Raw genomic sequence first — 12,895 nt, forward strand, 5'->3', positions numbered from 1 at the left:
TTTCAACCTCCTTTTTCCGCCCTACCGGCGTTGTTTTGAGGTCTGCAAATATAGTAAAACAAGTTATCGAACAAAAAAAAATTACAAATTTTGTTGATAATCTATGCGCACATGATAGATACTCATCAGCATTGTCTTGAATATCAATTTGATAGTCTCAATATCTTTTAACGTCAAATCGCAGTCATCAAGCTGATTTTGCTCCAATTTATAGTTGATGATGCGCTCAACGATATCGTTTATGTTCTGCGCATCGGGATTTTTCAGACTTCTTGAGGCTGCTTCCACCGAATCGGCAAGCATTAATACCCCGGTTTCCTTGCTAAAAGGTATAGGGCCGGGGTAGCGGAAAATATTTTCGTCGACGAATTTTTCTGGTGTATTTTTCAAAAAGGACTGATAAAAATAGTCCACCCGGGTATTTCCATGATGTGTCCTGATAAAATCAATAATGGCTTCAGGAATCTGGTTCCTTCTTAAAATTTCAATCCCCTTGTGCACATGCTGAATGATAATCTGCGCACTTTGCTCGTAAGGCAATTTATCATGCGGACTCACAGCGGTATTCTGATTTTCGATAAAATACTGTGGATTGTCTACCTTACCAATATCGTGATATAAGGCCCCTGCCCTAACCAGCACAGAATTACCACCAATTTTAAATATTGCTGCCTCAGCAAGGTTAGCCACCTGCAACGAATGCTGAAAGGTTCCAGGCGCTTTAAAAGCCAGTTCCCTTAACAGTTTATTATTGGTATTGGTCAGTTCGATCAGCGCTACATCCGAAGTGATGCCGAAAATACGCTCAAACAGGTAAATTAACGGATAAGCCAGGAGCGATAACAATACACTAAAAACAAAAGGCACAAAATTTACCCATTCGATTTCGCGGAAAGAACCTTCGCGGAGTAAGGCAATGCCTATAAAAGATACAAAATAGGCCAGCAGAATAAATAAGGCCGAAACCAGAAACCGCTCGCGCTTTACAAAGTTTTTGATGCTGAATATAGCCACCATACCCGCAGTAACCTGGTAGAACACAAATTCGAAACTATTGGCCACAAAGAAACCGGCAATTAAAATCACCAGCATGTGAAGGTAAAGCGCCAAACGGGTATCGAAAAGGATCCTGATGATAATCGGCACCACACAAAAAGGAATATAGTACAAACTTGGGATCTCCATCTTAATGGCCCAGGTTAAAGCCAGCAGCATTCCTGTGGTGACAATAAGAATTAAGGAAAGCTGGCGGTTATCGGCAAAAATATCTTTCCGGAAAAGAAAAAGGAACGACATTAATATGGTTACAATAAAGCCAACCAACACTACCTGACCTAAGTAAACCAGTGCCCTGCTGCCAATGGTTTTGGTTTGTGCATCGTAAGTAGCTTTATAAGATTCCAGTTTCTGATAAATTTCTTCATCAATCACATCGTTCTTGGCAACAATAAGCTCCCCCTTTTGCACCATCCCTTTGGTAGTGGAAATGTTGTTCACCGTATTATCCTGGATGGTTTGCGTCAACCGTTCATCAAATATGATATTTGGGGTAATGTGATCAATGGCCAGGTTTGCCACCAGATCGCCCATAACCTGATTTGGCGCCTTAAAATTATCTTTAAAAAAATTCAGGGCCGATTCAGCAGTAAAAACATCCTGTGTATTTTTCTCCTGCGCCACATTGTTTTCAACCAGTGAAAAATCATAGTTTTTACCGCCCGCCTGGTGTTTCACATTCAGACCAATAATACCTTTCTGGTAAATGCGCTGCAATAATTTGTAGGCCGCAGTTTTATAAGTATCCCGCTCTTTCTCGCTAAGCTGTTTCGACCTCCACTTCACATCAAATTCATTCGCAAACTCTTCCAATGCATTTTCCGTAACACTCCTGTCCAGCTGATAAACGGGCAGAATATCTTTTAAAGCGTTCTTTTTATCTGCACTAACCTGCGGATTGGTTTTTAAAATAGCAAAACTGAAAGGCGAAATCAGATCTTTGTTTTTCCATACTGCATTTTTTTCAAACTCATATCTAAACCGGGGCTGTTTGGGCAGGAATAGCGTAATAATGAAAACTGTAAATATCATCATCACATATTTCAGGTTTGATGAATATTTACGGTAAAGGATCTTATGCGAATTTCTTTTGATTTTGGCCAAAGCGATGTATTTATAGTATTGTCAAAAATAACATTTTTATCTAATATACATTTTGTGCGTTTTGTTTGCAATTACCAGATTTTATATTTTACTTTATGATATCAAATTAATATCAATTATGTATCAAGAAAAAATTATCAATCCGCCATCTGGCTATTTAACTTTTGCACTAAGCTTAGCATTATTGGGCGCTTCCATTTTCTGTTTTGTTTCAGGAATCTTTATTTGGGGAGGCGTACTTTTGGCCATAGATGTATTTCTACTCTTTCCGGGCTTCTTAATCATCAATCCCAACCAATCGATGGTACTCACCCTGTTCGGAAAATATATGGGCACGGTAAAAGCTGACGGCTTTTTCTGGGTAAATCCTTTAACGGCAAAAAGGCGGGTATCGTTAAAAGCAAACAATTTAAACGGGCAGCAATTAAAGGTGAACGATAAACTGGGTAATCCGATAGAAATTGCGGCCGTTGTTGTCTGGAAAGTAAACGAAACGGCTAAAGCCGTTTTCTCTGTCGAAAATTACATGCAATATGTCAACATCCAGAGCGAAGCTGCCGTAAGGCACCTGGCCAATATCTTTCCTTATGATCATGCTGAAGGAGAAGAAACGAGCATCACCTTAAAAGATGGTGCCGAAAAAGTAAGTGAGCTTTTGGAGAGTGAACTGAATGAGCGTTTATCGCGTGCAGGCATTGAGGTTTTGGAGGCCAGGATATCGCATCTAGCTTATGCACCTGAAATTGCCAGCGCCATGTTACAGCGTCAGCAGGCTACAGCAGTTATTGCAGCGCGTAAATTAATAGTTGAAGGTGCAGTGGGCATGGTAGAAATGGCATTGGAAAAATTATCGCAAAAAGGAATTGTAGAACTGGATGAAGAGCGTAAGGCAGCTATGGTAAGCAATTTACTGGTTGTACTTTGCGGCGACCGCCATGTGCAACCTGTGGTAAACACCGGCACTTTATATAATTAGGTAAAATGGAATTTGAGGAGCAACAGCATTTAAAATTGTGGTGGCTATACCTCCTCGTAGGTGTTGATGCCATCATTGTATTATGCATCGTACTTTTTGACAAAGGAGGCATGAGTTTTACAGATTTAAAAGCTGTTTATTTTGCACCCCTTTGGGCCGTAATTTTACCTTTTGCCATTATTTACCTTATCCAGCAAAATGTTTTAACACTGCGGATCAACGAGGAAGGAATTTATTACCGTTACTTTCCCTTCAAGGCCAGATTAAAGCACCTTAAATGGGATGAGATAGCGAAAGCCCATATAACGAAATATGATGCATTTGGTGATTATGGCGGCTATGGTGTTAAAATCAGGCTTTGGTTTAAATTTGATGATAAAGCCTATATCTTAAACGACAAAAACAGGGGCTTGCAGCTGGAATTTAAAAACGGCAAAAAACTGCTGTTCAGCTCAAATAGAATTGATGAAATGGAATTATTCCTGATCAACTTAAAAACAAGGTATCATATACAAGCAATACAATAAGAATGGCGGAGAAAGATAAAAAAGCGTTTGTATTAAGAATTAGTCCTGCTTTATTAAAAGAAGTGGAAAACTGGGCCGCCGATGAGTTTAGAAGTACAAACGGGCAGATCGAGTTTCTGTTAACACAGGCATTAAAATCAAGAAAAAAGGGGAAAGCAAAGGAAGAATAAATTTTGGAGTCTAGCTGGAAATTGAATACGACAAACTATGAACTGTAAACTACAGATTGCCAACTGGTAAATAATATGGTCGTTCCCCCATCCCGATGAAAAAATCGGGATGGGGTCGGGCTTTTCAGGGCTGCGCTGCGCTCCGGTACCGATGAAGGATCGGTACTAAACCCTTACAATCCCTAACGCAAAACCCACCGTTTTACATCAAACTACTTAACCACCCCGCCCTGCGGGCACCCCTCCTGGATAAGGAGGGAAGTAAACTGGTTCCGGAATTTAGAAACCGAAGCAGCACCGGCCCAGGTAAATAAACCTGATGGAAGCGGCAGCCCCGAAGCATGAGGGCTACAGCGTACAGCAGGACTGCACTAAGCGAAACGCATATAACCGTTCATTTCCAAAAAACCTAAATTGATTAAACCAACGTCACCAAATTTAAGTGTTAAGCTAACTTAATTTATAACGAGCTGATCAACCACCCCGCCCTGCGGACACCCTTCCTTGATAAGGAGCGGAGTAAAAACTTACAGGATAGAAAGACCTGTAGCCATCAGATCGGGTTTAGGCACTAACGGTTACAGCACAAACACCTGCAATCTTACCTCCCGACCCTCCATGACTGATCAAACGTTTGCGCATGATAAATAAAAAGATACGGAGAAGTGTTCCAACGAAGAATAAATCACCCATAAAACACTTTAAAACAAACCTATCTATCTCGACATGCCACCTAAATTGCACCGATCATTTTATATTATTTTAGAACTATTTCCTGATTTTTATCAATTTCGCTTATTATTTCTTCAAATTCCTGCTGTCTGGCCACGTACTTGTTTAATAAATCGATCTGATTTAAGCCCCTTACCAAATTCTGCTCAGGATAATTTGTTTTATAGTAAATATCACCGTTCAAGAAATCGGTGATGAACCTTACAGCCTGCATATAAATCATAAATTTGCCTGAATAGATAAAGAACTGTTTTTCAGCCAAAGTTAAAACCTGGTTCATTTCTTCCATGTAGCCCTTATAAATTGCAGCAAAAACATCATTTCTAATGGCGATTTTATTAAAATCGTTTTCTTCTTCATTGGCTTCTGAAAGATAGGTGCGCATCATATCCCCCACATCGCTGATAAAGTATCCCGGCATTACCGTATCCAGATCAATTACACCTAAACCTATCCCCGTTTCGGACTGTAGCAAAACATTGCTTATTTTGGTATCATGATGCACCACCCGCAAATGCAGTTCACTGCTTTTTACCATTTGTGTATACTGCGCTTCTATATCGTAATACCTGATGATTTCTTCTATCGCAAAACTTGCCTTGATCATCCTTTCACTACTGGTTTGCGCTAGCGCATTTTTAAACTGCCTTACGCGTAAGGGAAGGTTATGAAAATCTTCGATAGTAGGTTTTAATTGTTGAGCTTTGAAGGCATAAAGTATCCTGCTGAACTGACCAAACTGTTTGGCGGCTTGATAGGCCTGTTCCGGACGTTGTACAGAATCAATCGTACAGGAATGTGCTATAAAGGGAAAAAGCCTGTAAAAACGATCATTTACCACTACAAAATCATCCCCGTTTGAGGCGTTGATTGGGGCAACAAATAAATAATCGGGAGCGGTTTGATCCAGATATCCTTTTATCGCCCTGATATTATGGGCAATATACTCAGGCTTAGGAAAAACCGTTGTATTTACCTCTTGTAAAATATAGGCCAAACCTTCTTGGCAAACTTTCCAGGTATGGTTGATTAACCCCGAGCCGAAAGGTTCAATTTTACAGCTGTCTGCGCGAAGTCCGTAAGCACTTAAAACTGCCTGAAACATAAGACGATATTTAAATGAAAAATTGTTTACAAAACCAATGCTAAATATGCAAACAGGTTGATTATTGAGGTATGGCTGTTATACCAAAGCCGATACTAAAACCGATGCTAAAAACCGCTGTCGTCTAAAGCAAAGGTATTTTTACGGTCTTTCCATTTTCCTTTGGTAAAATCAGGGAATTTCTGCGGCATATTACCCTCTTTTAACGATTTTGTAGAAAGTGGGCTAATCACACTCATTGTTACTGAATCGTATACATCAATAGGTGTTTGTTTTTTCTGTCTTACTGCCTGGATAAATGCATTGAATACAAACCAATCCATGCCGCCGTGACCTGCGCCAACGGCTTCTGCTTCGTATTTTTTCCACAGCGGATGATCGTACCTGGCAAACCATTCCTGGGCGGGGTCCCATACATCGTCTTTCTTTGATTTATGGTCGATGTATATGGATTTATTTACATCCATCCAGAGTCCTTTTGTTCCCTGTACCCTGAAACCGAGTGAATACGGACGGGGCAAGTGTGTATCATGACTCAACAAAACGGTTTCGCCATTTGCACAGTTGATCATGGTAGTGGTTACATCGCCGTTTTTATAATTGATTTTGGCATTGGGATGGCCGGGCGACATTTCTTCTACGTAATCGGCCAATCCCCTGGCTTTAGAACTGAACGATACCAAACTGGTAAAGCGATTTCCTCTGTTAATATTGGCATATTGCATGATTGGACCCGCTCCATGGGTTGGATATAAATCGCCGTCCTGATCGATATTAAACTGCGTACGCCACTGCGCCTCGCTCAGGGCTTTAGGGCCAAACTCTACTCCGCCGCCATAATATTCTTTACCATTATTAAACAGTACGTTTCTTAAGTTATGCTGGTAACCGCCTTCAAGGTGTACCAACTCGCCAAAGAGTCCCTGCCTAACCATATTTAAAGCCGCCATTACATCTCTGCGGTAACAAACGTTTTCCAAAGTCATGTAAGGCATGCCTGTTTTTTCAGATGTATTTACAATATCCCAATGATCTTCTACCGTTAAACCGGCAATTACTTCACAGCCCACATATTTACCTGCTTTCATGGCATCAACCGCCTGGTCGCGGTGGAACTGCCAGGGTGTTGCAATAATTACGGCATCAATATCTTTACGGTCTAAAAGTTTTTTATAAGCGTCTAAGCCTCCGGTATATTCTGTTGCTGCAGGCCTGCCCTTTTTAGCTATGAAATTTCGACAGATTTTAAGTGAACTTTCCTGCGTATCACAAATGGCAACAATTTCTACATCATCTCTCAGGGCGCCTTCAGAAATATGGCTCATCCCACGTGCCCCTACCCCGATATAACCTAATCTTACTTTTGCACTGTCTGATGATGCGAATAAACTTCCGGTTGGCAGGATGGTTAAGCCAGCAGCCATAAATGCGCCATTTTTGATAAATTCTCTACGTTCCATTGGTGTTTTTATTTATGGTTTAGGTTTAAATTGAACTGATCGATTAGCAAATTCCTCTAACAGGTGTTCGAGTTTTTTCCCAATGCTGATCAGTATTTGTTAAAAGTAAGACAAGCTCCTGAGGATTACAAGGCTAATAACAACGCAAACGATTGACTAATTTTGATTCGGGCAGACTTATTACCTGATCGCATCAAAATCTGCCTGAAAGCATTAAACCTGAGTTACCTTGCTGATGGAAAGGCATGAAAGTAAAATTTCCTTCTTTTTTGGTGGTAAAAAGTCTTTTCATATAAGGATACACCAAATACGATATCTTGGTAGCAGCAATCCCGAATCCGGCGCCAGCAACCACATCGCTAAACCAATGTTTATTGTTATACATCCTTAATGTTCCGGTGGCCGTGGCTACAAAATAACCTGCATAACCAATCCACGGGTTAACATCTTTATATTCCTGGTGCAGAAATTCTGCCGCCATAAATGCAGAAGCCGTATGCCCTGAAGGAAAAGAGTTGAACCCCGATCCGTCAGGCCTTTCTCTACCAACGCCCTGCTTCACAAAATGGGTAGAAATGCCCATAATAGCAGCAGAGGTTACATATAACATGGAAGCATCAAATAAATTATGTTTGCCTTTTATCCCCGATAAATTTAACGCATAAACCGCAGCAGCAGGCGCAAACTGCATATAATCATCAACATGTGCTGCAAATAACGGATGATCTTCCTGTAATTCGGCCCTGGTACTCACATCCAGTTGTTTTAATGGACCATGATCATAAACGGCCGCGAAACCATAGCCAGCAAATAAAACAGGTACAACAAACGCTGCCGGCATAAATTTTTTCTTAGCTACGGGATTACCGGCATACCATCGCCCTACCGAGTCTGCAGGAACAATATTAAGCGAATCTATACTTTGAATAGGCTGAATACTGGATATCGCATAAGCCCGAGCTAAATTGCTCATCATCAATAACGTTATTAAAAAACTTTTCATCATTTGACTTTTAACCAAAACTATAACCGAATTATGGAGAAATTCTGAAGTAACGATGAAAGTACTTTTTTGGGGCCAGATATTTTCAGTTGTAGCGTATCCGCCACTCATGGTAGTGAAGCCCAGATCAAAGATTATTAATGTTAATGTTCTTTTGGACTTAACTTGATCCTTTTAGATTGTGTGATATAAAAAGTGAACCTTTCAAATCAACAATTAACTGATCATGAAAATAAACGCAACAAATTATTAAATAAATTACTTTAATAATATCTTTAACCTGACCAAACCTTCAGGATTTCTTCAGAATTGGAAAGTATCTTGGCCAGATTATTAAAATTTGCCGGGTAACTCCTGTTTTGGATCCACCGTTAATTATGAGCATTAAAGAAAAAACAAATAAGCTGTTACAGCACAGATTCGGACCAGTCTTTCTAGTTACTGCGTTATTATGCAGCATTTCGTTCCTCACCAGAATCGCCTTATTGATTTATAGTGCATCTGCTGTTGACTGGTCTATACTTAATCTCCTTAAAATTCTGTTCATTGGCTTATTTTACGACCTTGTAGCGGCATCATTCACCATCATTCCGATCGTCATTTACCTTTGGATACTGCCTTCTAAATGGTATTCCGGCAAATTCAACCGGTCATTATTGTTTATTTACTTTTTCTTTGTGGTTTTCACACTTATTTTCAATGCCATTTCAGAATGGTTTTTTTGGGAAGAGTTTTCGGTACGCTACAATTTTATAGCGGTAGATTACCTGGTTTACACTACAGAAGTAATTGGAAATATCCGCCAATCGTACCCGATAAACAGCATTATGGTAGGTTTGGTTGTGGTTACCTTATTGGTTGTTTACGGGTTGAGAAAACCAATAACTGCCTCAACCTATCATAAAACAGGTTTTGCCAAACGCAGCGCAACAGCCCTGGTTTTGTTGTGTTTACCGGTACTCACCTATTTTGGTGTAAGCCATAAATTGAAATACCTGAGCAAAAACCAGTATGTAAATGAACTTTCGGGCAATGGGATGTATGATTTTGGATTTGCTTTTTGGAATAATCAGCTAGATTTTAATACGTTCTATAAAACGCTGCCGCTCAAAAAAGCAGAAAGCATTTTGCGCAATTTACTTCAGCAAGACTCAACGGCAACAGGAGAATTTAAAAATACGTCCAGAGCCATTAGCAGCACCGGTACTGAAAATAAAATGAATGTGGTATTAATCAGTGTAGAGAGCTTGAGTGCTGAGTTCTTGGGTGCATTTGGCAATACACAGCATATTACGCCACAACTTGATTCACTTGCCAAAGAGGGTTTGCTTTTTAGCAATCTTTATGCATCAGGCACGCGCACGGTACGCGGCTTGGAGGCCCTTTCGCTTTGTATTCCACCTACACCGGGCCAATCCATAGTTAAGCGCCCTGATAATAAAAACCTGTTTACCTTAGGTAATATATTTCGTTCTAAAGGCTACAACAGCAGGTTTATTTATGGTGGTTACGGGTATTTTGATAACATGAACGATTTTTTTTCCAATAATGGCTACCAGGTAACAGATAGAAGTGCTCTTCAGGATTCAGAAATCCATTACTCAAACATCTGGGGGGTAGCCGATGAAGATTTATTTACGCTTTCGTTACGTGAACTGGATCACGATTATCAAAATAAGAAACCTTTTTTCGCGCATATTATGACGGTTTCTAACCACCGTCCCTACACTTACCCTGAAGGCAGGATCGATATTCCATCGCACACCGGCAGAGAAGGTGCAGTTAAATATACTGATTATGCTATAGGTAAGTTTATACGCGAAGCAAAACAGAAACCCTGGTTTTCTAATACCTTATTCGTTATTGTTGCCGACCATTGTGCATCAAGTGCGGGCAAAGTAGAGTTACCGGTTGATAAATACCATATTCCAATGATCTTTTACAGTCCAGGGCATATCGCCCCGGGCAAATTCGAAAAACTTACCGCACAGATTGATATTGGCCCTACTATTCTGGGTTATCTGAATTTCAGTTACACCAGTAAGTTTTTTGGCCAGGATGTATTTAAAATGAAGGATAGTGATGAACGGGCTTTTATCAGCACCTACCAGAGTTTGGGCTACATCAAAAACAAAACCCTGGTTATTTTAAATCCGCAAAAAAAAGTGGCTACCTACAGGCCCGACTTTACCAATGGCGGTGCTGTAGCCATACCGGCAAACCCGAGATTGACTGATGAAGCAATATCCAATTATCAAATGGCATCGTACCTATACCAAAATGGTTTATACGGCTTTGAAGCTAAAAAATAGCATTAATAACATGCTCACAAGTACTGGCTGGCTGATCTAGAATGGGGTTAATGCGATATCATTAGCACCTGAGGTGCGCATGTTTGGACCGATTGGTAGCAGATCAAAACCTGGAATACCAGGTTTTGGTTGATAAAGCTGGTTACCTGGAGAGCCGGTTTAGCTTTTGTGCAGCTGGTCAACAATCGCCCTTTTAATTCGTATGCGGAAGTAATCGTAAAACAGTGCGACCAATAGAAATCCTACAGGCACAAAAAAAGCATGAAAACCAATATGCAGGTAGGCAACTCCTCCTATCACCCCTCCTGTTAAGAAAGAAACGATAATCACCAGTTTAAGCAATATGCGGCGTTTCAGTACATTGTTCAGATTTTTTCGCGACAATACAGCGACAGACAAGTCGATGCCTAAATCTGTAAACATACCAGTGAGATGCGTAGTACGAACAACAGCGCCCGACACTACCGAAACCAGCGCATTTTGCATACCCATGGCAAGCAGGAGGCTGCCAGCCAAATATTCCGTTTCAGACATGGAATGGTTATAGCTGCCACCAGCTAGTGCCACGAATAGCATAACTGCAATGATAAATAATATGGGTACCGTATAAGCAAATGGACGGTTACGGCCGATCCTTCCGATATACCAACTGGAAGCAAATGCACCAAAAAGAAAAAGGGTGAGCCAGAGTGTTACCACCCCTGCAGCGCGCAAATCCATTTTAGCCAGGTTTACAGCCAGTAATGCTGCATGACCGGTTACGTTAGTGGTTAACACGGCAAAAGCAATAAAACCGGCAGCATTAACAAAACCTGCATTAAGGCATAACAAAACGGCCAAACGTAAGTTATGGCTGAAACTTCTTTTTTCACCGAGGTGTCTTAACATCCTGTAAAAATTGAAAAAAATGTGGCAGATATTATGCTGAAATTCAATTTGCTGTGCAAGATTGAAATTAGCAGCCTTAATAGAAAATGAATAGGGTAAAAAATCTGTAATTATTATACAGGCTTTGATTTTAATGATCTGTTTTTTCGAATAAATGAGCAATAATTGTTAGTACCTGCCGGAACAGGTGACTTTAAAAACCGGCTGAAGTTTTATTTTGACTTTTGGGCAAAACATACATTCACGGAATTTTAAAAGTTACCGGAAGGTATTAAGGGTATTCCCCGAACGAATTTTCGGGGAAACGCTGCACATGGCCTGATGTATTAAATGTACCTGAGAAGAATTGACCAGGAAGGTTGATACTATTTAAGGCATCAGTCATTTACCCATATCACTCGAATTCAACAATTTATGTACCTAAAGTAATAACATCAGATTGTCGCTTCATGTAACTTAGCTACTAAAATCTTTATCGAAATAATACAAAGGATATGCATTATAGGTAGATTCCGATATACCAGGTATTATCTGGCATTTTTCATGACACTGAATTTCCGGAGACAGTGCAGGCAGATGAACCGGGCCTTGATAAACGGGAGGAACAGTTTTACGGCAGCGTGTCGATGTGTTCTTTCGCATTCGCCGGTTTTTTTACACCAGGGGCATTTTAAATTTTGATTTTTGATATGCATATGACTTAGAAGATATATTTAGCGATCAAATAGATTAAAAACCGGAACCAAATAAGGGCACTTAGCCAAACACCTCCCCATACGATTATTTTTTTTATATCCATGCTATTTTTATTTTTAACATCAGAGATTCTCAAGGATCGATTTTAACCTTGAATCCGGAACTTAAACCCGCATCAATTAAAACATTTGCGTTGGTAAAAGCTGTTTGATTATTGTGGTGTATATACGCCTGTTTGATGACGGAAATCCCGAAATATTTGTTCGGCATGTTTCTTAGCATACACCTTCCGGACTCCATTTTCGAGCATGCACACAATCTCTCCCGGATCTTCACTTGCGGTGCAACCGAACAGAATAATCGAAGGATAACGTTCCCTAAGTTGTCTGGCAGATTCAATGCCATCCATCACAGGCATATGAAGATCGAGAATACATAGCTGAGGAAGACACTCTAATTGGCCTAGTCCATCTAAAAGATCTGCACCGTTAAGTGCTGAAAACACCAGATCAAACCCGCCAACCCGCTTCGCAAAAGCATCAATAAAAAAATGCTGAATTTCAGAATCGTCCGCTATGGCGAACCTTATTTTTGCTAAATTGCTAACTGGTCTATGTTCCATTTTTGAAGCGTATAATCTTAGTCTTTTCCAGACTAGTATTAATATTTTTACAATTGGTTACCAGCTTGTTTAAATTGGAAAAAGCACCACCAGGATGCTTTTTTTGAAATGAAACATTTTTGTTGAAAAAACCTGTTTTATTTAAAACAGAGGGTTTTAGCTTTTGTTTAGTTTAACTTTTTTTTATATTTGCGTATCAAACAGTAGTCTGGAAAAGACCAATTTTCTTACTAATTTGCTTGAA

At 40.0% G+C, this 12,895-nt stretch carries 11 protein-coding genes; 4 read left to right on the forward strand and 7 right to left on the reverse strand.

Annotated elements, in window-relative coordinates; genetic code table 11:
• Positions 1 to 81: 81 nt before the first annotated feature.
• Positions 82 to 2,160, reverse strand: a complete 2,079-nt coding sequence (locus BM107_RS20795; protein ID WP_397240071.1) for an HD family phosphohydrolase — start codon at positions 2,158 to 2,160, stop codon at positions 82 to 84.
• Positions 2,161 to 2,278: 118 nt separating this feature from the next.
• Here BM107_RS20795 and BM107_RS20800 point away from each other — a divergent pair, with 118 nt between their 5' ends.
• From BM107_RS20800 to BM107_RS20810, 3 genes are read left to right on the forward strand one after another with little or no spacing between them, the layout of a single operon-like run.
• Positions 2,279 to 3,136 (forward strand): SPFH domain-containing protein, encoded by an 858-nt coding sequence (locus BM107_RS20800; protein WP_090987012.1) that lies wholly within the window; start codon positions 2,279 to 2,281, stop codon positions 3,134 to 3,136.
• A 5-nt stretch (positions 3,137 to 3,141) separates the two neighbouring features.
• Complete coding sequence (locus BM107_RS20805; RefSeq protein ID WP_090986933.1) at positions 3,142 to 3,663, forward strand: hypothetical protein; 522 nt, start codon at positions 3,142 to 3,144, stop codon at positions 3,661 to 3,663.
• A gap of 2 nt (positions 3,664 to 3,665) precedes the next feature.
• The gene (locus tag BM107_RS20810) at positions 3,666 to 3,833 is read left to right on the forward strand and encodes a type II toxin-antitoxin system antitoxin (protein WP_090986935.1); all 168 of its coding nucleotides are present in this window, start codon (positions 3,666 to 3,668) and stop codon (positions 3,831 to 3,833) included.
• A gap of 564 nt (positions 3,834 to 4,397) precedes the next feature.
• Here the strand turns inward: BM107_RS20810 and BM107_RS25235 are convergent.
• From BM107_RS25235 to BM107_RS20825, 4 genes are all read right to left on the reverse strand, one after another.
• On the reverse strand, positions 4,398 to 4,526 hold the full coding sequence (locus tag BM107_RS25235; RefSeq protein ID WP_262987389.1) for a hypothetical protein: 129 nt from the start codon (positions 4,524 to 4,526) through the stop codon (positions 4,398 to 4,400).
• 64 nt (positions 4,527 to 4,590) lie between these two features.
• Complete coding sequence (locus BM107_RS20815) at positions 4,591 to 5,670, reverse strand: phosphotransferase enzyme family protein (RefSeq protein ID WP_090986937.1); 1,080 nt, start codon at positions 5,668 to 5,670, stop codon at positions 4,591 to 4,593.
• A 107-nt stretch (positions 5,671 to 5,777) separates the two neighbouring features.
• Positions 5,778 to 7,130, reverse strand: coding sequence for a Gfo/Idh/MocA family protein (locus tag BM107_RS20820; protein WP_090986939.1), 1,353 nt, complete (start codon positions 7,128 to 7,130; stop codon positions 5,778 to 5,780).
• A gap of 193 nt (positions 7,131 to 7,323) precedes the next feature.
• Positions 7,324 to 8,133: a phosphatase PAP2 family protein gene (locus BM107_RS20825; RefSeq protein ID WP_244278878.1), complete on the reverse strand. Its 810-nt coding sequence runs from the start codon at positions 8,131 to 8,133 to the stop codon at positions 7,324 to 7,326.
• Positions 8,134 to 8,510: 377 nt separating this feature from the next.
• On the opposite strand from BM107_RS20825, the gene BM107_RS20830 reads away from it, so the two are divergent.
• On the forward strand, positions 8,511 to 10,445 hold the full coding sequence (locus BM107_RS20830; protein WP_090986941.1) for an LTA synthase family protein: 1,935 nt from the start codon (positions 8,511 to 8,513) through the stop codon (positions 10,443 to 10,445).
• Positions 10,446 to 10,604: 159 nt separating this feature from the next.
• On the opposite strand, the gene BM107_RS20835 is transcribed toward BM107_RS20830, so the two are convergent.
• Together BM107_RS20835 and BM107_RS20840 are read right to left on the reverse strand one after the other, a co-directional pair.
• The gene (locus BM107_RS20835) at positions 10,605 to 11,333 is read right to left on the reverse strand and encodes a YoaK family protein (RefSeq protein WP_090987014.1); all 729 of its coding nucleotides are present in this window, start codon (positions 11,331 to 11,333) and stop codon (positions 10,605 to 10,607) included.
• A gap of 907 nt (positions 11,334 to 12,240) precedes the next feature.
• The gene (locus tag BM107_RS20840) at positions 12,241 to 12,651 is read right to left on the reverse strand and encodes a response regulator (protein WP_090986943.1); all 411 of its coding nucleotides are present in this window, start codon (positions 12,649 to 12,651) and stop codon (positions 12,241 to 12,243) included.
• Between the last annotated feature and the right edge of the window lie 244 nt (positions 12,652 to 12,895).

It is taken from the genome of Pedobacter suwonensis (assembly GCF_900111825.1).
Lineage (GTDB): Bacteria > Bacteroidota > Bacteroidia > Sphingobacteriales > Sphingobacteriaceae > Pedobacter > Pedobacter suwonensis.